Annotated in this window: 20 protein-coding genes and 1 pseudogene; 16 read left to right on the forward strand and 5 right to left on the reverse strand. The window is 63.7% G+C overall.

Annotated features, from left to right (window positions below):
• Window positions 1-48 precede the first annotated feature (48 nt).
• Window positions 49-891, forward strand: a complete 843-nt coding sequence (locus tag ACT4ML_RS04335) for a polyprenyl synthetase family protein (RefSeq protein WP_444719752.1) — start codon at window positions 49-51, stop codon at window positions 889-891.
• Between the two features lie 8 nt (window positions 892-899).
• Here the strand turns inward: ACT4ML_RS04335 and ACT4ML_RS04340 are convergent, their stop codons facing one another.
• Window positions 900-2,015, reverse strand: coding sequence for a DUF373 family protein (locus ACT4ML_RS04340; RefSeq protein WP_138246693.1), 1,116 nt, complete (start codon window positions 2,013-2,015; stop codon window positions 900-902).
• Between the two features lie 128 nt (window positions 2,016-2,143).
• Complete coding sequence (locus ACT4ML_RS04345; protein ID WP_444719753.1) at window positions 2,144-3,808, reverse strand: response regulator; 1,665 nt, start codon at window positions 3,806-3,808, stop codon at window positions 2,144-2,146.
• A 143-nt stretch (window positions 3,809-3,951) separates the two neighbouring features.
• On the opposite strand from ACT4ML_RS04345, the gene ACT4ML_RS04350 reads away from it, so the two are divergent.
• A complete protein-coding gene (locus ACT4ML_RS04350; protein ID WP_444719754.1) occupies window positions 3,952-4,947 on the forward strand; it encodes a radical SAM protein in 996 nt (331 codons plus the stop codon).
• A gap of 242 nt (window positions 4,948-5,189) precedes the next feature.
• On the forward strand, window positions 5,190-5,924 hold the full coding sequence (locus ACT4ML_RS04355) for a hypothetical protein (protein ID WP_444719755.1): 735 nt from the start codon (window positions 5,190-5,192) through the stop codon (window positions 5,922-5,924).
• 30 nt (window positions 5,925-5,954) lie between these two features.
• Here the strand turns inward: ACT4ML_RS04355 and ACT4ML_RS04360 are convergent, their stop codons facing one another.
• Together ACT4ML_RS04360 and ACT4ML_RS04365 are read right to left on the reverse strand one after the other, a co-directional pair.
• Complete coding sequence (locus ACT4ML_RS04360) at window positions 5,955-6,605, reverse strand: helix-turn-helix transcriptional regulator (protein ID WP_444719886.1); 651 nt, start codon at window positions 6,603-6,605, stop codon at window positions 5,955-5,957.
• Between the two features lie 39 nt (window positions 6,606-6,644).
• A pseudogene (locus tag ACT4ML_RS04365) lies at window positions 6,645-7,304 on the reverse strand (DUF7345 domain-containing protein); the annotation flags it as partial.
• Between the two features lie 202 nt (window positions 7,305-7,506).
• Between ACT4ML_RS04365 and ACT4ML_RS04370 the strand changes: the two are divergent.
• Together ACT4ML_RS04370 and ACT4ML_RS04375 are read left to right on the forward strand one after the other, a co-directional pair.
• Window positions 7,507-8,748 (forward strand): DUF7096 domain-containing protein, encoded by a 1,242-nt coding sequence (locus tag ACT4ML_RS04370; protein WP_444719756.1) that lies wholly within the window; start codon window positions 7,507-7,509, stop codon window positions 8,746-8,748.
• Between the two features lie 116 nt (window positions 8,749-8,864).
• Window positions 8,865-9,365, forward strand: coding sequence for a type IV pilin (locus ACT4ML_RS04375; RefSeq protein ID WP_444719757.1), 501 nt, complete (start codon window positions 8,865-8,867; stop codon window positions 9,363-9,365).
• A 24-nt stretch (window positions 9,366-9,389) separates the two neighbouring features.
• Here ACT4ML_RS04375 and ACT4ML_RS04380 read toward each other — a convergent pair whose 3' ends face one another.
• Window positions 9,390-10,013: a methyltransferase domain-containing protein gene (locus ACT4ML_RS04380; RefSeq protein WP_138243683.1), complete on the reverse strand. Its 624-nt coding sequence runs from the start codon at window positions 10,011-10,013 to the stop codon at window positions 9,390-9,392.
• Window positions 10,014-10,170: 157 nt separating this feature from the next.
• Between ACT4ML_RS04380 and ahaH the strand changes: the two genes are divergently transcribed.
• From ahaH to ACT4ML_RS04435, 11 genes are all read left to right on the forward strand, one after another.
• Entirely contained in the window at window positions 10,171-10,503 is a 333-nt protein-coding gene (gene ahaH / locus ACT4ML_RS04385; RefSeq protein ID WP_006430417.1) for an ATP synthase archaeal subunit H, read from the forward strand.
• Entirely contained in the window at window positions 10,490-12,745 is a 2,256-nt protein-coding gene (locus ACT4ML_RS04390; RefSeq protein ID WP_444719758.1) for a V-type ATP synthase subunit I, read from the forward strand. Before ahaH ends, ACT4ML_RS04390 begins: the two co-directional genes overlap by 14 nt.
• Window positions 12,746-12,972: 227 nt before the next feature.
• Window positions 12,973-13,245, forward strand: coding sequence for a hypothetical protein (locus ACT4ML_RS04395; RefSeq protein ID WP_444719887.1), 273 nt, complete (start codon window positions 12,973-12,975; stop codon window positions 13,243-13,245).
• A 24-nt stretch (window positions 13,246-13,269) separates the two neighbouring features.
• On the forward strand, window positions 13,270-13,851 hold the full coding sequence (locus ACT4ML_RS04400; protein ID WP_444719759.1) for a V-type ATP synthase subunit E: 582 nt from the start codon (window positions 13,270-13,272) through the stop codon (window positions 13,849-13,851).
• Window positions 13,848-14,900: a V-type ATP synthase subunit C gene (locus ACT4ML_RS04405; protein ID WP_444719760.1), complete on the forward strand. Its 1,053-nt coding sequence runs from the start codon at window positions 13,848-13,850 to the stop codon at window positions 14,898-14,900. The genes ACT4ML_RS04400 and ACT4ML_RS04405 overlap by 4 nt, the downstream gene beginning before the upstream one ends.
• Entirely contained in the window at window positions 14,897-15,229 is a 333-nt protein-coding gene (locus ACT4ML_RS04410; RefSeq protein WP_138243679.1) for a V-type ATP synthase subunit F, read from the forward strand. Before ACT4ML_RS04405 ends, ACT4ML_RS04410 begins: the two co-directional genes overlap by 4 nt.
• A gap of 3 nt (window positions 15,230-15,232) precedes the next feature.
• The gene (locus ACT4ML_RS04415; protein WP_444719761.1) at window positions 15,233-16,996 is read left to right on the forward strand and encodes an ATP synthase subunit A; all 1,764 of its coding nucleotides are present in this window, start codon (window positions 15,233-15,235) and stop codon (window positions 16,994-16,996) included.
• Between the two features lie 2 nt (window positions 16,997-16,998).
• Entirely contained in the window at window positions 16,999-18,417 is a 1,419-nt protein-coding gene (locus ACT4ML_RS04420; RefSeq protein WP_444719762.1) for an ATP synthase subunit B, read from the forward strand.
• Window positions 18,418-18,616: 199 nt separating this feature from the next.
• Window positions 18,617-20,230 carry a long-chain-fatty-acid--CoA ligase gene (locus ACT4ML_RS04425; protein ID WP_444719763.1) on the forward strand — a complete coding sequence of 538 codons (1,614 nt, stop codon included), beginning with the start codon at window positions 18,617-18,619 and terminating at the stop codon, window positions 20,228-20,230.
• 165 nt (window positions 20,231-20,395) lie between these two features.
• Window positions 20,396-21,541: an extracellular solute-binding protein gene (locus tag ACT4ML_RS04430; protein ID WP_444719764.1), complete on the forward strand. Its 1,146-nt coding sequence runs from the start codon at window positions 20,396-20,398 to the stop codon at window positions 21,539-21,541.
• 9 nt (window positions 21,542-21,550) lie between these two features.
• Window positions 21,551-22,474, forward strand: coding sequence for an ABC transporter permease (locus tag ACT4ML_RS04435; protein WP_444719765.1), 924 nt, complete (start codon window positions 21,551-21,553; stop codon window positions 22,472-22,474).

Raw genomic sequence — 22,474 nt, forward strand, 5'->3', positions numbered from 1 at the left:
CACTACTGAACCGTCACGTACTTTTCACCCCCGTCCTAAGCGGGTGTGATGGAATTGCTGGAGCGCCGTCGGGCGCTGATCGAGGATCGGCTCGTCGAGGTAGTCGACGGCCTCGAGCCGGACGCGCTCAGAGCGGAAGTAGAACACACGGCCCTCGCCGGCGGCAAGCGCGTCCGCCCGATGGTGACGGTGCTGGCCTGCGAAACGGTGGGCGGAACGGCCGAGGACGCCGTCGACTTCGGCGTCGGAATCGAACTCGTCCACGCGGCGTCGCTGGTCGTCGACGACATCATCGATCGCTCGGAGCTGCGCCGGGGCACGACCAGCGCCTGGGCCGAGTTCGGCTACGGTCCGGCGATCGTCTCGAGCGACGGCTTGCTCGGCGAGGCCTTCGCCCTCTTTTCCGCCGATCCGGACGCCACCCGCGTCGTCGCCGAGGCCATGGTCGAACTCGGTATCGGCGAGGCGACCGAGCTCTCGGCCGAGCCGACGAACGAAGAGGAGTACATGACTCTGGCCCGGCGCAAGACCGGCGCGCTGTTCCGCGCCGCGGCCGAACTCGGGGCGATCGCCGCCGACTCCGATCCCGTCACCGTCGAGGCGCTTGGCGAGTACGCCGAGCGAGTGGGCGTCGCCTTCCAGATCAGAGACGACGTGTTAGACGCCGTCGCCGACCCCGAGGAACTCGGCAAGCCGACCGGCCACGACGCCGCCTTAGAGCGGCCGTCGGTCGTTCAAGTGACCGATCTCACGCCCGAGGAGGCGAACGCACACGCACAGGCGGAGGCCGACCGGGCGATCGACGCGCTGGATCGGGTCGAGGTCGCAGACCCCGACGCCCGGCAGTATCTGCTCGAGTTAGCGGAGTTCGTGGTCGAACGGGAGCGGTAATCGCCCGCTCAGACCCGCTCGGCGCCTCGTTGCCCCTCTTCTCGATCCGAATCGGAAAACCGCGACTCAGCGACGGCGAAGGCCAGCGTGCTCGCGATCCCGAGCAGCGTGCCGGCCGTCAGCGCCGTCGCGAGGTAGGTGATCTCGACCCGATCGAGGAAGAAGGCGCTCACCGCGTGGAGGACGACCGCGATCGAGAGCACGTAAAAGGGCGCGTTGAGGTAGCGCCATTCCAGCGAGCCGGCGATGTACTCGTCGGTGATCTGTCCGAGACTGGTCGTGACCCCCGCGGCGGCGAACCAGTGGATCGAGCCGTTGACGAGCGCGGCGAGCATGACCGGCACCTCGACGGTCCCGTCGGTCGACTGGCGGACCGTCTCGAGGGTGTCCATCCCGCTGACGCCGCCGAGGACGAACAGCGCGGCCGCGACCACGTACGCGAGCAGCGTCGTTCGACCGGCGTACAGCGAGTGGCGGGCGCGTTCGACGGTCGCGTCTAACCGATCGCCCAACCCCAGTCCGCGCGAGATGAGATAGAAGCCGAGCAGCGCCGATGTCATTCCCAGGACGAAGCCCGGCATATCCAGCGCGGACCCGATGAGCGCGAGGGGGTAGATCAACAGGAGGATCCCCAGCGGAATGAGCACCGTCCCGCGCGTCTCGGGGTCGTCGAGAACCTGCTTGATCGTGTAGTACATCGACTCGAGGTTCTGTGCCTGTCGGACGACGACCCGCCGGACGCCGTCGATCGGGACCCGCGACCGGATGATCGGGATGACGGATTCGTCCTGTGCGCCGTCGGTGACGACGAGCGCGGTGACGTCCTCGGCGGTCGAGAGGCTCGCGAGGACGGTGTCGACCTCGTCTCCGACTTCGCGGTTGGCGCTGACGTCGCCCTCGTCGTTGCCGGTGACGACGGCGACCTCGACGCTCTCGTCGCGTTCCGTGAGGTCGTCGTAGACGTGCAACCCCTGGAAGATGACGTTGACGTCCGAGTCCTCCGGGTCCGCGGTGGCCAGCGCCACGGCTGCCTCCTCGACCGGGTCGCGACCGATGACCGGCGTCGAGAAGCCGGTCTTGCGGCCGAGATCGTCGTCGAGATCGACACAGAGGACCAACAGCATCGTCTCGTGGTTGCACGCCGCGCTATTTCCCTCTTCTGGGACGACGAGACCGTGTTCCGTACTGACCGGTCTCCTGCTCACGTGATAATCGAAGCCACACCACGCAGGGTCGAGCTGTCCGGATTCGCTCAGTCGGAACCGTCGGTCTCGTCGGCCACGGGAGTGTCAGTGGCGTTGGCAGCGACTCTGACTCCGTCGATTTCGAAGCGGGCACCGCCGGAGGACCCGTTTCGAGCCGCGATGGACCAGCCGTGGGCCGTCACGATCCCCTCGACGATCGCCAACCCGAGCCCGGTTCCGTCCGTCTCGGTCGTGTAACCGAACTCGAACAGCGACTCGTGATCTGCCGGCAGCCCCGACCCCGTGTCCTCGACGTAGAACCCGTGGGGACGCGTCCCCTCGTCGGTCGAACGGGAGTCCGACTCGAGGGCTCCGACGGTGACGAGCAGGCGATCGGTCTCCTCGCCGTGGCACCTCTCGGCGGCTGTCGGGTCGCGCTCGGCGGCGTCCTGCTGTGCCCGCGACAGAGGGCTCGCCGAGCCGTGCTCGACGGCGTCCTGATGAGTTTGCGAGTCAGGGCTCGTCGAGCCGTGCTCGACGGCGTTTCGGAAGAGGTTCTCGAGCAGTTCCCGAACGCGGGTCTCGTCGCCGTAGATCTCGATATCGGTAGCGATCTCGAGGCGGGCGTCGCCGGTGTCGACGGTCGACCACGCTTCGCGAGCCGCCGAGGCCAGCGAGAGCCACGTTTCGTCGCCGATCGTCTTCCCCTGCCGGGCCAACTGGAGGAGCCCGTCGATGAGTTCCTCCATCCGCGCAAGCGACCACTGCAGTTCGTCGACGCGCGGGCTGTCGAGTTGCTCCGCGAGCATGTCGAGGTTCCCCTGTGCGACGTTCAACGGGTTCCGCAGGTCGTGGCTGACGAGGCTGGTGAACTCCGCTAACCGCTCGTTCTGGCGCTCGAGTTCGCGCCGGTAGCGACGCCGGCGGGTGATATCGCGGATCGCGTGTATCGTCCCGGTGAACTCCCCGTCCTCGAGCGGGAGGAGCCTGGTGTGGACGTCGTGGATTCGCTCCTCGCCGTCCGGCGCGTGAAATCGCACCTGATACTTCGCCCGCTCGCGGTCGACCGACGAGGAGAGCAGTCCGCGGACTTCCTCGGTGTACTTGGTCGTCACGCGCTCGTCGTAGTACCCCCGTTCGACGAGTTTCGGAAACGGCGTCCCGATCAGGTCCGCCCTGTCCTCCGCGAACGCGTCGGCGAACTCCTCGTTCGACCAGCCGATCGTCGCGTCCGCATCGAGCACGAAGAGCGCGGTCGGGACGAGTTCGATCAGCCGCTCGTGCCGAGCGAGTTCGCGTTCGCCCTCGCGTCGCGCCCGCTCGGCGCGGCGTTTCTCGACGGCGTCTTCGACGCGATTCGCCAGTACGGCGTACTGGTCCGTTTCGGACCCCGTCCGGAGATAGTCGGTGACGCCGGCGGAAATCGCCTCGCTCGCGATCGCCTCGGACCCGTTGCTCGGAAAGAGGATGAACGGGACGGTCGGATCGCGTTCTCGCACCGCCGCGAGCAACTCGAGGCCGTCCACGCCGGGCAGCTCGTAGTCGCTGACGACGCAATCGACGGTCCGGTCGGGTTCGGCATCGCTCTCGGCGTCGAAGACCGCCAGACCCTTGCGGCCGCTCTTCGCAGTCGTCACGTCGATATCGGCGCGCCGTCGCTCGAGCGCGGCGGCCGTTGACGCACGGCTATCGGGGTCGGCGTCGACACAGAGGACGTGGATCCCACCGGGCATCGGTTAGGTCACAGTACGGGCGGACCGTCTAATAGTATGTGGCCGCCACGCGAATCGAGCGGAGCCATGTACCCGACCAACGGGGCACAGCGGCGCTGTAGATTCGCACGGCTTTTGAGGCTCGGGTGGGTATGTACCCTCGAATGATCTCGAAGGGCTGTGAGCAGTGCGCGAAGGGCGGCAAGATGGTGCTGTTCGTCTACGGCTACTGCGACCAGCGCGACTGCTTTTACTGCCCGCTCGGTGAGAACCGCAAGAACGTCACCGACGTCTACGCCAACGAGCGACTCGTCGAGAGCGACGAGGACGTCCTGATCGAGGCCAACCGGATGGACGCGCTGGGCACCTCGATCACCGGCGGCGAACCGCAGGAAGCCCTCGACCGGACCTGCCACTACCTCGAGCTTCTCAAAGACGAGTTCGGCGAGGACCACCACACCCACCTCTACACGGGTATCACGGGCGGTCGCGAGAACATGCGCCGCCTCTCGGAAGCCGGCCTCGACGAAATTCGCTTCCACCCGCCGTACGAGCAGTGGGGCGACCTCCACGGCACCGAGTGGGAGGAAATCCTCCACATCGCCCGCGAAGAGGGACTCACCCCCGCGTTCGAAATTCCCGGCATCCGCGCCGAAACGGAGTTCCTCGACTTCTTGGACGAGGGCGCGGCCGAGTTCTGTAACGTCAACGAGTTCGAGATGTCCGACGGGAACTACCGCCGGATGCAAGAACAGGGCTTCGAACTCAAAGAGGACCACATGAGCGCCGTCGACGGCTCCCGCGAGGACATCCTCGAGGTGATGGGCGACCACGAGAAGGTCTACTTCTGTACCTCCGTCTTCAAGGACGCGGCCCAGCACCGCCGCCGTCTCAAGCGAATGGCCCGCAACGTCCGCCGCGAGTTCGACGACATCACCGACGACGGCACCCTCGTCTACGGGAAGACCTATACCGACCCCGACCGCCTCGAGGCGCTGGGCGTCCCCGAGGAGTTCTACACCGTCAAAACCGACCACGTCGAGGTCGCCTGGTGGCTCTTAGAGGAGATGATCGAGGAGGGCGACCTCGAGGACGGCGAAATCGTCGAGCAGTATCCCACCTACGACGGGCAAGTGGTCGAGCGGACGCCGCTGGCGTAACGACCGCGAGTGAGCGGAGCGAGCGACTTTTCCGTCGGTGTTTTTGTGCGAGGGTACAACGGAGTGAACTCGAGCGAAAACGGTCGTTGGCAACGGGTTCGGACACGAGACGGATCGTTCTACAGCGTGCAAATTCGAAAATCGACCGTCTCGAGCGATTTCTCTGCCGTCTCTCGTCGAACGAGTCGGAGCCGTTTATCCGGACTGTAATAATGGCGATCGTCCCGGAACGAGGGAGTACGATGCAATCCCGAACCATCGCTGTCGTCGCGGTCGCACTGCTCGTCGCCCTCTCCGGGTGTAGCGCTCTGGGAGGGTCACAAACTGACGGACCGTCGGACGAAAACAAGACGGAGCCGTTGACCGATAGCGAGACGGGCGCGAACGGGACCGACAACGCGACAACCGACTCCGGTGACGCCGCCGATCCGAACGCTACCGATGGGAGCACGGACACGGGCGGCGGAACCGACACCGCAGATACGGACGAGACCGCAACTGCGGAGTGGTACCCGCCAGAGGAACCGAACCGCCCGCTCGAGGACAAGCGCGAGGACCGGATCGAATCCGTCGAGTTCGTCGATACAGAACCCGCAGAGAGCGGTGACGGCTACTCGAACTTCAACCTCGAGGTCACCGCCAACACCAGTATGGAGAACGTCGATCCGCCGGAACACGGAGACGTGATCGGCGAACCGTACTTCTTCGTCAAGATCAACGAGGACGAACAGAAACTGATCGAGCGCACGGGAGAGGTTCGCATGGACGAGAACGGGACCTATCATATCGACGTCCGACCCGACGGAATCGAGGAGTTCGGCGAGGGATCGCTGACCGTCGAAGTCTTCCTGCTGGACGAGGACAAAGACTGGGACGATATCTACGACTCCGTCGGGCAAGACATCCAGTACAACCCGGACGCGAGCGCTGACGACTCGAACGCGACCGCTACCGACTCGGATTCGAGCGAGAACTGAGCGTCACCGCGGCGCTGTCGAGGCGATCGATCAGTCCAGTTCGGTCGGATCGACGCCCGGCAACGTGATGAGGTTCTCCCGTCCGATCCGGAGCTTTTCGATCTCGTCGTCGTCGTCCATCTTCGAGAGCAACTGCGACACCTTGGCGTTCGACCAGCCGGTCTCCGAGACGATCGACGCCTGTTTCATCCGCCCGCCGTTTTGCTTGAGCAGTCGCAGGACGCGTTCCTCGTCGCTCAGCAGTTCGGGATCGATATCGTCGCCGGGTTCCTCGAACTCGAGACTCGTTCCACCTGGACGAGCAGCACTGTCGGACGGAGCGGTGACAGCGCCCGAGTCGGATCGGAGACCAGCTGTTGAATCTGAACCGGTGGACTCCGCGGTAGCGGAACCCTCTCCATCAGTACCACGGGTGCCGATTTTAACGCCGGCTAACGACGGAAGTCGATCGGTCGGAATCGAGAGTTTAGTCTGGTCGTCACGCCGGGCTAACAAGTACCCGCCGGCTCCGATACCAACGATTACGAGCAGACCGCCGATCAGCCATCCCGGCATCGACAACAGGGAATCCCCGGTCCGGACGAAAACGATCTCGAGTTCGCTGTCGTCGAACTCGTAGGGACCGTTCCACGTGAGGCGGGTTGGCGTCTCGAGGGCGAAGTTGGATGGGGTCTCAATCACGAGACGCTGTCCATCACTCAAGCCGATCCACGTGCCGCTCTCTGTCTGGAAGGCATCACCAAAGTGAATCCGATCGCCGTCGACAGTGGCGAAGTTCGTCCACGTAAACGAGTAGGAGAGCACGCCGATCCGGACATCCTCGTTGTTGGCTATCGTTTCGTCGCTGAGGTTGGCATCGTCGGGCGATTCGATAATACGCGGCTCGTCCCACTGGTCATCTTCGATCGTCATTTCGCGATCGGTCCGCTGTTGTGCCATTTGTCGAAAGTGCTCGAACTGCTCGAGATCGTACTCAACGTCGTGCTGGCCGGAGGTGACGTTCTCGGCGTACTCTCGGAAAACGGCGGCGTCGCTCTCGTTCGTCAGAAGAAAGCGACTCTCGACTGTCCACCGGACATCGCCGTTATCGCGAACAGCGATTCTGATGACCTGCTGCGGATCTGGTGCATCGAGTGAATCAGCCGATTGTGCCGTCATTGCGGCCGATAGTGATGGCTCAATCGATTGTCCGGGGGAGTCGATCGACTGATGGGATGGCGGTGCTCGTTCCAACGGTTTTGGGGACCGGTCGGCGACTGTATCCGTCTGCTCGTACACGGGTGGCGAGGCGGACGCAGTCGGTGTAGCGGCCACCGCCCCCAAGAGAGACAGCGTGAGGAGGACTGTGAGGGCGAGTGTGATGGCGGCGGATACCCGCATGCGTACCAGCAGGGTGGACCCCCGGGGGAAAAACCCTTTCCATCGAAAAATAAAACGTTACCAGCGGATGTAAAGCATCTCGACGGGAGAGAGGAGTTCTGCTGACAGCACCGACCCATTGTTAGTGGCAGTTTATCCGCTGTAATCTAGCCGCAATAGCAGTGCGACCGGTTTTTGTATCAGGAGAGCATACGGTTGGTCGATGAACCGCGCGATCACGACCCTCCTCGCATTGCTTCTGGTTTTATCCCTGACCGTCGCCCCCGGAATGGCGGACTCCGGGAGTGCGACAAATACGCTCTCCGAGACGCCGCTGCAGAATCAGGTATCGAGCGCCGCCCAGACGGACTCGAGTCCGCAGCCGGTAGAAAACACGACGAATCGCCTCTCTCTCGGGGAACCCTCGAGAAGCGAGTACACCGAGTACGGGCCCGACCTCGGCGCGACGCTTGCAAGTACGGACGACAAACTCCGGATCGATCAGACTCAGTACGCCGCCATCGACCGGGAGTTCGACGACGCGTCGTCCGAAGAGCGGCGTGCGCTGTTACAGGGCGCATACGATCGGCTGACAGAACGATCAGACGCTCTCGAGGCGCGCGAACAACGGGCTGTACGTGCACACGCAAGCGGGGAAATATCGACCAATCAGTTGCTGCAGACGCTGCTTCGAAATTACAGAGAAGCGTCGGTACTCTCCGAGGAATTCGACGAACTCGCGGAACGGTCTGATCTGGTTTCAAACGTATCGCTGTCGATCAAAGACGAGCAAGGGAGGCTCGAGATGCACCGGACCGAAATTCGGTCACAGTTGGAGTTGGCGGCGTACGGGAACACTCAGAACGGGGCTAACAACTATATTACTGTCGAAACGTCCGAAAACGGGTATGTCATCTCGACGCTCGACGAGGATTACATCCGCGAGGCGACCAGATTTGATAGCCGCACTAGCGCGCAGCCATCCCAGTTTAACAACACGCTGGAAGCCTATGGGTACGCCCAAGAGCAGTACCCGTGGGCGTACGATACCGGTCAGTCACCGTCGTTCGACGAGCATACGACGGTCCAGTTGTACTTATTCGATATCCGCCACGACCACGGCAATCTCGAGGCATATCTCGACGGTGGGACAGGCAAAATCTATCGGGAGATGCAGACCTTGAACAAGAAAGCACTACCGAAGAGCGGGAAGACAAAGACAATGGTCAAGAACGGAACAGAAATCAAGATTGAAGAAACCACGGCGAACGGACCGGTCAACGTGACAGTCACCGATTCGGAGACCACCGAGCCCACATCGGCGACGATCGTAATAAATGGGTTCGAAGTGGGCGAGACCAAGGGCAGTGACAGTCTCTGGTACGTGCCACCGACGGGCGAGTACGAACTGACGGCACGAATGTCTACGGGAGACAGTATTAACACTACCGTTTCGAGTAGTTAGGATAGTCAGTACGTGCATCTAAGCCACCTTCCAATATATTTATAGGATTGGATTTTAGTTGGCGTCCATGACGAGCGGCCGGACTTTTATCCCATAATGCGCGGCAAGAACGGTTCGTGACTAGACAGGCGACATCGAACACGACAACCGATGGAGAGACGCGCGCTATAAGTCCGATTATCGGCGTACTCCTTCTCGTCGCTCTCACCGTCTGTCTGGCAGCCGTTATCGCTGTCGGCGTTGGCGCGTGGACGCTCGAGTCGCCCGGGTCGACCGCGACGTTCGAACTCTCGGCCGACGGCGATCAGTCGTCGATTTCGATCGAACACGTCGCCGGCGACGCCGTCGATGTCGAGGCGCTGTCGGTAACGGTGGCGGTAAACGGGACGGAGCTAGCCGAGCAGCCGCCGGTCCCCTATGCCGGTGCGAGCGGCTTCAACGGGACGCCGGAGGGCCCGTTCAACTCGGGAGCGGATTCGGAGTGGACGGTCGGGGAGCGAGCGAGTCTGTCGGTCGCCGACACGAATTCCCCGCCGCTCGCAAGGGGTGATTCGGTTACCGTTACGCTCGCGATCGACGGTCGGCGAGTGGCGACCCTCGAGGCGACGGCGACCTGAGAGTCGGCGAATCCGACTGTCCGACTATTCGGGCGCGCGACCGATAGTCGTGATCGCGACTTCGGGGTCGTACGACGGCCCCATGAAGGCGTGTTTGACGTCTTCGAAGCCGGCGGTTTTGAACATCCGGTCGGCCTCGTACTCGTCGTAGAAGAGCATGATCGAGTCGGCGAGCAGTTGGCTGACGACGTTGTCGGGGTAGTTCGGACCGACGACGAGCACCTGTCCGCCGGGTTTGAGGACGCGGCGAAACTCCCGAAGGGCGAGGACGGGATTGGGCCAGTACTCGATCGAGCCCGACGACCAGACGACGTCGAACGTGTCCGTCGCGAACGGGAGTCGCTCGGCGTCGCCGCGGTGGAAGTGGACCGGTGGGGCTCGCTTCCCGAACTTGTCGTAGGCCTGTTCGAGTTGGTGTTCGCTCTGATCGAGGGCGTACACCTCGTCGACGCGCTCGAGCAGTCCTTCGGTCGCGAATCCGGTGCCACAGCCGACGTCGAGGACGGTCATGTCGTCCTCGATGTCGAGCAGGGAGAGGGCCTCGGTTCGCATCTCCTCGGTCCAGATGAAGGGGTTCACCTGATCGTAGACCCGTGAGAGGTACTTATAGAACAGTCGAGCACGGTCCTTGTTCTCGAGAATACCCATTAGTGACGGGTTTCGGTCGAATCGGCATATGTCTACTGTTCCGGTCGGAATACCGGCGTACGTAATTACGGATTACCGGTCGTTCGGATCGCGACGCGCTGAGGGACTTTCGCAACTACCATATACGCGCTCTGGCAAACGTTCGTCTGCTTAGAATATGCCGAGGCCAGAGGTTCTCGAACGAATTAAGTCGGCGGAAGAGGAGGCCGACGAGATCGTCGCATTGGCAGAAAACGACCGCGACGAGCGAATAGCCGAGGCCCGGGAACGCGCCGAGGAGATTCGCACGGAAGCGGAACAGGAGGCCCAAGAGATCAGGGAGCGCCGTCTGGAGGAAGCTCGCGAAGAGATCGATGCGGAGTGCGAGCGCGTCCTCGAAGCAGGTGAACAGGAGCGCGAGGAACTCGCCGAGCGCGCCCGAGACCGGGTCGACGAAGTGACCGCTCACGTCGTCGAACTGTTCCAGGAGGACGTCCATGCTCAGACCTGAACGGATGAGCAAGGTCTCGGTGACCGGATCGCGGGGCGTCATGCCCACGGTCATCGAGACGGTTCACGACCTGAGCTTGGTCCACCTCTCGGACTACGACGGCTCCTGGGAGGGGTTCGATAACGGCGACCCCATCGAGGGGGCCGAGAACGCCTCCGAGAAGCTGGTGACCGTCCGCGCCCTCGAGAGCACCCTCGATCTCTCGGCCGACGAGGCCGAGCCGGGGACCCTCGAGGACGGCTGGGAACAGCGACTCGAGGAGATCCGAACGCGGATCAACGAACTCGACGACCGACGCGCGGAGATCAACGACGAACTGCGGCAGGTCAACGAAAAGATCGATCGCGTGGCTCCGTTCGCGGAGCTGGGCATCGATCTCGATCTGCTGTCGGGCTACGAGACGGTCGACGTCCTCGTCGGTGAGGGCTCGCTCGAGGAGGTCGAGGCAGCCGTCAGCGCCTCGGACGACATTCGGGCCTTCGAGACGTTTACCGGCGGCAACGTCGTGGCGGTCGTCGCCGCGCCCGCCGAGAGCGCCGACGAGAACCCGATCGACGACGCGCTGGTCGGCGTCGAATTCACCCGGTACGAGGTGCCCGACACCGATCAGAGTCCCGACGACTACGTCGCGGACCTCGAGAGTCGGCAGCGCGACCTCGAGTCCCAACTCGACGAGATCGACGCGGAACTCGAGGAGATCAAGCGGGAGGAAGCCGGCTTCCTCCTGCGCGTCGAAGAGGAGCTGACGATCGAGGTTCAGCAGGCGGAAGCGCCGCTGCAGTTCGCGACGACCGACCACGCGTTCGTCGCGGAGGGCTGGCTCCCGACCGAGGAGTACGATCGGCTCGTCGCGACACTGAACGATGCGGTCGGCGACAGCGTCGAAGTCGAAGAACTCGTCCGCGCCGACTACAACGACGAGGGGTATCCGACGCGGACGGAAGACGTCGACCACGGCGGCTCCGGCGGTGCCGAGGAGACGACCGAAGAGGAAGAACGCGAAGTCGCGACCCAAGAAGCGATCGCCGACGGCGGCACGACCGCGGCCGGCGGCGACGTCGTGACGATGGTCGACGAACCGCCGGTCATTCAGGACAACACCGGCCCCGCGAAACCGTTCGAGTTCCTGCTCCGGCTGATCGATCGGCCAAAGTACAGCGAGCTCGATCCGACCGTCGTCTTGCTGTTGACGTTCCCGGCGTTCTACGGCTTTATGCTGGGTGACCTCGGGTACGGGATGATCTACACGGCCGCCGGCTTCCTCATGTACAGCCGATTCGACGAGGACATCATCCGAAGTCTGGGTGCGATCGGCATGTGGGCCGGCGGGTTCACGATGCTGTTCGGCGTCCTCTACGGCGAATTCTTCGGGATGCACTTCCTGGGAGAAGTCGTCTTCGGCGGCAGTCCGCCGCTGCACAAGGGACTCCAGCCCGTGTACGCGAACTACGGCCAGACGTGGCTGATGGTGAGCGTCCTGATCGGACTGGCCCACCTCACGCTCGGCTACGCCTTCGGGTTCGTCAACGATCTCGACCACGGCGTCGGCGACGCGTTCCTCGAGAACGGCTCGTGGGCGCTGCTCATGATCGGCGTCTGGGTCTGGATCTTCAGCCATCACGGAGAGGGCGTCAAGCCGGAGTTCCTGTACACCTCGTTCGGGAACGGTTCCGAGGCGGCGTTCGAACTCGGATTCACCGGCTTCGCCACCGAAGTCGGGATGTACGTCGGACTCCCGCTCGCCGCGCTCGGATTCGTGACGATGGTCTACGGCGAGGTCAAACACTACGGCGGACTCGGCATCATCATCGGCGCGCTCGAGAGCTTCAACGTCCTCGGTGACGTGCTCTCGTACCTGCGGATCGCCGCAGTCATCCTCGCGAAGGCAGGCATGGCGTTCGTCGTCAACATGCTGTTCTTCGGGGTGTACGTCACCGGTGAAGATGAGCACGCAGAGTGGCACTTCGCCACCGGTCACATGCCGGAGGTCGGCGCGACCTCGCACGGTCACGAAGTGACCGAGGTCATGTTCGGCGGCCTGCTTCACGGCGGGATCGGACTGACCCTTCTCGGCGTGATCGTCCTCGTGCTCGGCCACATCGTGGTCCTGCTGCTCGGGATTACGAGCGCCGGGCTGCAGGGGATCCGCCTCGAGTACGTCGAGTTCTTCAACCGGTTCTACGAGGGCGGTGGACGGACGTTCGAACCCTTCGGCGGGATTCGGTCCGACGACGAGAAGTAACACTCGTCGTCCACCCTCTCGGCGCCCGAAATTCGTGCTAGTTCGACTCGTATTTTCCCACCAGTATCGAAAGGATAATACCCCCGGACGCCGAGTATCGGGGGTTATAACGGGCAAATCGGCGGTTTGGTTTGGGAAGTTTTAAGAACACGCTGGGGAGTAGTACCACCTGTCCGGTTGCAAAACCACGAGGAAAACTCAAAATGACAATCGAAACTCTACCCGAAATGGCGCTCGTGCTGAACAGTCTCGCAGAGAACGCGGTCGCGCTGCAGGAAGGCGGTGCTGCCGGTAACGGCGGTCCCGCGATCGAGCAGGGTGCGGCGGCGGCGCTGGGCATCGGTCTGGCGGCCATCGGTGCGGGGTATGCGGAGCGAGCGATCGGTGCGTCGGTCGTCGGCGCGCTCGCCGAGGACTCCATCTCGCCGGGTATCGGAATTCTGCTGACGGTCCTGCCCGAGACGCTCGTGATCTTCGCACTGGTCGCGCTCTTCGTCTAAAGCGTCCCATCGAACTTTCTTACAATGAGTTTGGATACAGTCGTTGAGGACATTCGAGAAGAGGCTCACGCGCGTGCGGAGGACATCCGCGCTGAGGGCGAAACGCGCGCCGAAGAGATCGAATCGGCCGCCCAGGAGGACGCAGACGAGATCGTCGCCGACGCCGAAGCCGACGTCGACCGCGAGATCGAGCAGTTGCGCGAACAGCGACTCTCCAGTGCAAAGCTGGAGGCGAAACAACAGCGCCTGGAGGCACGCCGCGACGTCCTCACGGAAGTCCGCGAGACGGTCGAGGACGAACTCGCCGCCCTCGAGGGAGACACCCGCGAGGAGCTCACCCGCGACCTGCTCGAGGCGGCGACGGACGAGTTCGACGAGGGCGACGACGTCGCGGTCTACGGTCGGTCCGACGACGCGGAGCTGATCGAGTCGATCCTCGCCGACTACGACGGCTACGAATACGCCGGTGACTACGACTGTCTCGGCGGCGTCGTCGTCGAGAGCGAGGCGTCCCGCGTCCGCGTCAACAACACCTTCGATTCGGTGCTCGAGGACGTCTGGGAAGACAACCTTCAGGAGATCAGTAACCGACTCTTCGAGCAATGAGTACGGGAGCCTCGAATCCGGAGTACGTGAACGCTCGCGTTCGCTCGCGTCGAGCGGCAATGTTGTCCGACGAGGACTACCGCAAGCTGATCCGGATGGGGCCGAGCGAGATCGCGCGGTTCATGGAGGAAACGGAGTACGAACGGGAGATCAACGCGCTCGGAACGCGGTTTTCCGGCGTCGATCTGATCGAGTACGCGCTGAACCGCAACCTCGCAAAGCACTTCGACGACCTCCTCGAATGGTCCGAAGGGCAACTCTACGACCGCGTCGTTCGGTACCTCCGGAAGTTCGACGTCTGGAACCTGAAGACGATCGTCCGCGGAATCTATACGGATTCCGATCCCGAGGAGATCAGCACCGATCTCATTCGGGCGGGCGAACTCGACGACGGCACGATCGACCGACTGGTCGAGGTCGACTCGATCGAGGACGTCATCGAGATCCTCGAGGGGACGATCTTCGCCGAGCAGCTCGAGGACGCCTACGAGGAGTTCGAAGAGAGCGGCGCGCTCGTTCCCCTCGAGAACGCGCTCGATCGCGCGTTCTACGAGAACCTGCTCGAGGACCTCGGTCGACCCCGAGAGGGGCCGGAAGCGAAGTACGTCGAGTTCCTCGAGGCCGAGATCGACTTCCTGAACGCGCGGAACGCGTTGCGCCTCGCGCGGAGCGGGGCCGATCTCGACCCCGCCGCCTACTACATCGAGGGCGGCGTGTTGTTCGACGAGTCGGACCTGAACCGCTTGGTCGGCGATTACGACGCGCTCGTCGACCACATCGCCGACAACAAACGCTACGGCGACCGCCTCTCGGGAGCGCTGGATCGGCTGCGCGATGCTGACAGCCTTATCCAGTTCGAGCACGCACTAGACGCTGCGTTGCTCGAGTACGCGGACACGCTCTCGAGCGTCTACCCGACCTCGATATCGCCCGTTCTGTCGTTCATCCTCGCCAAGGAGCGCGAGGTCGAGAACATCCGCGCGATCGCGCGGGGTCGCGAGGTCGGACTCGACGAGAACGAGATCGAAGAGGAGCTGGTGATCCTATGAGCCAGGAAATCGCAGTCGTCGGCAGTCCGGAGTTTACGACCGGCTTCCGCCTCGCGGGAGTGCGACGGTTCGAGAACGTCCCGGACGACGAGAAAGACGAACGCCTCGATGACGCAGCGACGGCGGCCCTCGAAGACGAGGGCGTCGGGATCGTCGTCATGCACGACGACGACCTCGAGTACCTGTCGCGGTCGGTTCGCCAAGAGGTCGAGACGAGCGTCGAGCCGGTCGTCGTCACGATCGGAAGCGGCACCGGTGGTGGCGGACTGCGCGACCAGATCAAACGCGCGATCGGAATCGACCTGATGGAAGAGGACGAAGACAGCTAAACTATGAGCCAGGCAGAAGACATCGAATCCGTCGACGAAGACGGTGTAATCGAAAGCGTGAGTGGTCCCGTCGTGACCGCCACGGACCTCGACGCCCGGATGAACGACGTCGTCTACGTCGGCGACGAAGGACTGATGGGCGAGGTCATCGAGATCGAAGGGAACCTGACCACGATTCAGGTCTACGAGGAAACCTCCGGCGTCAGCCCGGGTGAGCCCGTCCAGAACACGGGCGAGCCCCTGAGCGTCGACCTCGGACCGGGCATGATGGACTCCATCTACGACGGCGTCCAGCGCCCGCTCGACGTCCTCGAGGACAAGATGGGGACGGCGTTCCTCGACCGCGGGGTCGACGCCCCCGGGATCGACCTCGAGAAGAAGTGGGAGTTCGAACCCACCGTCGAGGAGGGTGACACGGTCGAACCCGGCGATGCCGTCGGTGTCGTCGAAGAGACCGTCACCATCGACCACAAGGTCATGGTGCCCCCGGACTACGAGGGCGGCGAAGTCACGTCGATCGAGCACGGCGAGTTCACCGTCGAGGAGACGGTCGCCGAACTCTCGAGCGGCGAGGAGATCCAGATGCACCAGGAGTGGCCGGTCCGAGAGGCCCGTCCCGCCGGTGACAAGGAGACGCCGACCGAGCCGCTGGTGACGGGCCAGCGAGTCCAGGACGGCCTCTTCCCGCTCGCGAAGGGCGGGACGGCGGCGATTCCCGGTCCGTTCGGCTCCGGGAAGACCGTCACCCAGCAGCAACTCGCCAAGTGGTCCGACGCGGACATCGTCGTCTACATCGGCTGTGGCGAGCGTGGCAACGAGATGACCGAAGTCATCGAGGACTTCCCGGAACTGCCGGACCCACAGACCGGGAACCCGCTGATGGCCCGGACCTGCCTCATCGCCAACACGTCGAACATGCCCGTCGCGGCCCGCGAGTCCTGTATCTACACGGGAATCACGATCGCGGAGTATTACCGCGACATGGGCTACGACGTCGCGCTGATGGCCGACTCCACCTCGCGGTGGGCAGAGGCCATGCGGGAGATCTCGAGCCGACTCGAGGAGATGCCCGGCGAAGAGGGCTATCCCGCGTATCTGGCCGCGTCGCTCTCGGAGTTCTACGAGCGCGCCGGCAAGTTCCAGCTGATCAACGGCGGCGAAGGGTCGATTTCGGTCGTCGGCGCGGTGTCGCCGCCGGGCGGCGACTTCTCCGAGCCGGTCACCCAGAACACGCTGCGTATCGTCAAGACGTTCTGGGCGCTGGACGCCGACCTCGCGGAACGTCGGCACTTCCCCTCGATCAACTGGAACGAGTCCTACTCGCTGTACAAGGACCAGCTCGACCCGTGGTGGGAGAGCAACGTCGCCGACGACTGGGCGGCGGTCCGCCAGTGGGCCGTCGACGTGCTCGACGAGGAGGACGAACTCCAAGAGATCGTTCAGCTCGTCGGGAAGGACGCGCTGCCGGAGGACCAGCAGCTCACCATGGAAGTCGCACGCTACATCCGTGAGGCCTGGCTCCAGCAGAACGCGCTCCACGACGTCGACACCTACTGCGAACCCGAGAAGACCTACCGGATGCTCGGTGCGATCAAGACGTTCAACGACGAGGCCTTTGAGGCGCTCGAGGCCGGTGTTCCGGTCGAGGAGATTCAGGACGTCGACGCCGCACCGCGGCTCAATCGGATGGGCACGGCAGAAGAGTGGGGCGAGTTCATCGACGAGATCGAAAACGACCTCGAAGACCAACTGCGCGCACTGTACTAACAATGAAAGAGTACCAGACTATCACGGAAATCAGCGGTCCGCTGGTGTTCGCCGAGGTCGACGAGCCGGTCGGTTACGACGAGATCGTCGAGATCGAGACCGAGGACGGGCGGACGCTGCGCGGCCAGGTGCTGGAATCGAGCGAAGGAATCGTCTCGATCCAGGTGTTCGAGGGAACGGGCGGAATCGACCGCAACGCCTCCGTTCGCTTCCTGGGCGAGACGATGAAGATGCCCGTCACCGAGGATCTGCTCGGGCGGGTGCTCGACGGCTCCGGAAACCCGATCGACGGCGGCCCGGAGATCGTCCCCGACGAACGACACGACATCGTCGGCGAAGCGATCAACCCCTACTCCCGGGAGTACCCCGAGGAGTTCATCCAGACCGGCGTCTCCGCCATCGACGGCATGAACACGCTGGTCCGGGGCCAGAAGCTCCCGATCTTCTCCGGCTCGGGGCTGCCCCACAACGAACTCGCACTGCAGATCGCTCGACAGGCGACCGTGCCAGAAGAGGAAGCGGGCGACGAGGAAGGCTCGGAGTTCGCAGTCATCTTCGGTGCGATGGGTATCACCGCCGAAGAGGCAAACGAGTTCATGGACGACTTCGAGCGCACCGGCGCGCTCGAGCGATCGGTCGTCTTCATGAACCTCGCGGACGACCCCGCAGTCGAGCGGCAGGTTACGCCGCGGCTCGCGCTGACCACGGCCGAGTATCTGGCCTTCGAGAAGGATTACCACGTCCTGGTCATCCTCACCGACATGACCAACTACTGTGAGGCACTGCGAGAGATCGGTGCCGCACGTGAGGAGGTCCCGGGTCGTCGTGGTTACCCCGGATACATGTACACGGACCTGGCACAGCTCTACGAGCGTGCCGGTCGAATCGAAGGCAAGGAAGGGTCGGTTACGCAGATCCCGATCCTGACGATGCCCGGCGACGACGATACGCACCCGATTCCGGACCTGACCGGCTACATCACCGAGGGCCAGATCATGATGGATCGGGACCTCAACAGTCAGGGGATCGAGCCGCCGGTCAACGTCCTGCCGAGCCTCTCCCGGCTGATGGACGACGGGATCGGCGAGGGCCTGACCCGCGAGGACCACGGCGACGTCTCCGACCAGATGTACGCCGCCTACGCGGAGGGTGAAGACCTGCGCGACCTCGTGAACATCGTCGGTCGCGAGGCCCTCTCCGAGCGCGACAACAAGTTCCTCGACTTCGCCGACCGCTTCGAGGAAGAGTTCGTCCAGCAGGGGTACGACACCAACCGCTCGATCGACGAGACGCTCGAGCTCGGCTGGGACCTGCTGTCGGCGCTGCCGAAGACGGAACTCAACCGGATCGACGAGGAACTCATCGCGGAGCACTACCGCGAAGACGAGACCGAGGCCGCCGAAGTCACGGCCGACGACTAACTCGCCGATCGCGTTCGTTCGTCGCGTTTTTCTTCAACTCGATTACCGACCAGCGGCAGATCGCTCGAGACGGATATCGGCGTTCGTCGGTCGGATAGATCTCGTCGGACTCGTACTCGGCGTCTCCCTGACTGCCGAACTGTCACTGCGTGCAACTAATGGAAACTATGGTATGGGCCGTCAGCGAAGCATGGTATGTATGCACAAACCACTACTCGTGCCGGAGTTCCTCGACCGGGCACGAACGCACTACGGCGACGACGAGGCGGTCGTCGCCACCACGGGGGAACGGTTTACCTACGACGAACTCGGCGAGCGGGCCGATCGGTTCGCGGCGGCGCTGCAGGATCGGGGCATCGAGAAGGGCGACCGCGTTGCGGTGCTGGACCCGAACACGCACTATCACCTCGAGGCGGCCTACGGAATCATGCAGATCGGGGCGGTTCACACGCCGCTGAACTACCGGCTCACGTCCGACGATTTCGAGTACATCCTCTCGGACGCGGGCGTGGATGCGATCTTCGCGGATTACGACTTCGCCGAGAAGATCGAGGAAATCCGCGACGAGGTGCCGACGGAGACGTTCGTGACGAACGACGCCGACGCCGTCGAGGGGGAATGGGAGGAGTTCGACGCTGTGCTCGAGGAGGCGGGCACCGAGTTCGAGCGGCCGGAGATGAGCGAGGACGAGATCATCACGATCAACTACACCTCGGGGACGACGGGGGATCCGAAGGGTGTCTGTCGGACCCACCGCTGCGAGACGATCCACGCCTACCTGCTGGTCGGCCATCAAGAGATCACCGACGACGATACCTACCTGTGGACGCTGCCGATGTTCCACGCCAACGGCTGGGGCCACATCTTCGCGGTGACCGGAATCGGCGCGAAACACGTCTGTACGCGCGGGGTCGACGCCGCGGATATCTTCGAGGCCGTGCGATCGGAGGACGTCTCCTACATGTGTGGCGCGCCGACGGTGCTGAACATGCTGGTCAGCTACTACGACGAACACGACCCCGAGACGACCGGCGAGCGAGAGGTTCGGCTCGCGACCGCTGGCAGCGCACCGCCCGAGGCGACGATCCGAACCGTCGAGGACGAGTTCGGCTGGTACCTGAAACACGTCTACGGGGCGACCGAGACGGGGCCGCTGATCACGACCTCCGACGCGCGGCGGCATTTCGAGGACGACAGCGACGACCGGTTCCGGATCAAGAAGCGACAGGGGCTGGCCTACCTCGGAACCGAAATTCGGGTCGTCGACGAGGACGGCACCGACGTGCCGCGGGACGACGAAACGCTCGGCGAGGTCGTCGTCCGCGGCAACCAGATCATGGAGAAGTACTGGGAGAAACCCGAGGCGACTGAGACGGCCTTCAACGACCGCGTCGAGGGCTACTACCACACGGGCGATCTCGCGACGATCGACGAAAACGGCATGATCGCCATTCAGGACCGCAAGAAAGACATCATCATCTCCGGGGGCGAGAACATCTCGAGCATCGAACTCGAGGACGCCCTCTTCGACCATCCCGAGATCGCGGACGTGGCGGTGATTCCCGCGCCGAGCGACGAGTGGGGTGAGACACCCAAGGCGTACGTCGTCCCTGCGAGCGGCGACCCCGACGATCCCGGCGTGACCGAGAGCGACCTCGAGGCCTTCACGCGCGAGACCCTCGCGGGCTACAAGACCGTTCGCCGGGTCGAGTTCGTCGAGGAGTTACCGACGACCGCGACGGGCAAGGTCCAGAAGTACGAGCTGAGACAGGAGGAGTGGGAGGACGAAGAGCGGATGGTCGGACAGGGGTGAGCAAGCCGGGTGGCGGTCGCTTGACCGTCGGTTCTTCCGACGAGTTGGACGCCACGTTCGATCGGCGAACGCGTTGCTGATCGATCGGGTCCGCTACGGTGTGCTATATAGGTTACTATTATGAACATAGCAACGAATTAGTGCGTCTTGTCGGCTTGCTCACGTATGTCCGAGTCGACAGGGAGGACACGGCGATCGATGCTTGCGAGTGGGACGACCGCGGGTACGCTCGCAATCGCGGGCTGTCTGAGCGATTTCGTCGGGGGTGGCGGAGGCCAGACCTACACGGTCGGCCACGGTGATTACGAGACGGAGGTAACCGCCTCGTCGTTTCCCGACGAACTGCAGGTCTACTGCGTTCAGACCGAGTGGTCCAACTGGGGTGCCGTCATGGACGCCTTCGAGGAGGAGTACGGGATCTCGCTGTACGACGCGCAGGGGTCGTCGGGCGAAGCGCTCGAGGACATGCGCGCGAACGCTCGGAACCCGACCCACTCCGCCTACAACGGCGGCTACTCGTTCGGCCTCGACGCGATGAACGACGACCTGACCGCGGAGTACAAACCGGCGAACTGGGACGTCGTCCCGGATGACCTCAAGACGGACAACGGTCACGTGACCGCGACGCGACAGATGACGACCGCGGTGACCTACCGGACGGACGTCTACGAGGAACGCGGCCTCGACGCACCGGAGACGTGGGAGGATCTGAAACATCCGGATATCGCGAAGGACCTCGCGTTTACCCCGCCGCACACGGCCAACGGGCAGGCCTCCGCGCTGTCGGTCAACAGGGCCTACGGCGGCGATCTGGACGATCTCGACCCCGTCATCGAATACCACGAGGAGATCGCGGACCACGGGGCCGACTTCCGGCGCAACGTCGAGGGGCCCATGACCGCCGGCGAAATCTCGACGGTCGTCGAGTACGACTACACGGGGCTGAACCTGAAGTACAACAACGACGAGTTCGACGAGGACCAGATCGACGTCACGGTCTTGCCCGGACCGGACGGCGAACCGGGCGCGATGAACGTCCCGTACGGCTACGCCCTGCTCCGGAACGCGCCCAACCCCGAAGCGGCGAAGCTGTTCATGGACTTCGTGCTCACGCTCGACTGTCAGGAACTGTTCTTCGACGCCTACGTCCGGCCGATCCGGGCGGACGAACTCGACCAACCCGACGAGTTCCCGGACCAGTCGGCCTACGACGACGCGCAGTTCACGGTCGATCAGGAGGAGCTGGTCGAGAAGCAAGACGACATTCAGGAAGAGCTCGTCGATCGGACCCCGCTGCAAGGGGCCCAGTGAGAGTCCGGTATGTCCGTCCACGAATCGGCGGCGACCTCGGTGCGTCGAGTCGCCTCGCTCGCGTCTGCGACCGCCCGGCCGACGACCGAGCGCGACCGCGAGCGCCGGCGGATCGCGATCATGTGTCTGCCGTTTTTCGTCCTCGCGACCGTCGCGGGATTCGTCCCGCTCGCGATGCTCGTTCGGATCAGCCTCGCCGAGGACACGGTCTGGATCGAGGGCCTGTCGTTCGACGCGTGGCGAACGCTGGTTACGACCGCAACGTACCGGCAGGTCGTCTGGAACACCCTGTGGTTCGTCGGCGCGGCGACGCTGGTCAGCGTCGCGCTCGGCGTGGCCGTCTCCCACGCCCTCGAGAAGTACGACCTTCCCTTCGAGCGGGCCGTCGTGGCGGCGGTCTCGTTCCCGATCGCGCTCCCGGGGATCATCGTTGCCTACCTGATCGTGGTCCTGCTGGGCCGACAGGGGCTGGTGACGAACGCGGCCGCGGTGGCGACGGGCCAGAGCGCGATCGATCTGGCGAGCGCGACCGCGATCACCGGGCTGTTCCTCGGCTACGTCTACTCGCTCGTGCCGCGTGCGACCATGGTGCTTCGCGGGACCTACGCCGAAGTCAACGCACAGGCCGAGGAGGCGGCGCGTGCACTGGGCGCGAACCGGTGGCAGACCTTTTACCACGTGACGCTGCCGGAGATTCGGCCGGGGATCGTCGCAGCGTGTATCCTGACCTTTCGCTCCGGGCTCGCGATCTTCGGGACGGTGCTAATCTTGCAGAGTCACCGAGTGGTCACGCTCCAGATACACCACGAGACGAGCGTCGGATCGTACAATCCCGACGTGGCGGCCGCGATCGGACTCGTGTACGTCTGCGTTATCGTCGCGTTCACGTTCGTCGGACTGCGGTTCGTCGAAACCGACGCGGTGGAGATCTGA

The sequence above is a fragment of the Natrinema sp. LN54 genome (assembly GCF_052439245.1).
Classification (GTDB): Archaea; Halobacteriota; Halobacteria; order Halobacteriales; family Natrialbaceae; genus Natrinema; species Natrinema versiforme_A.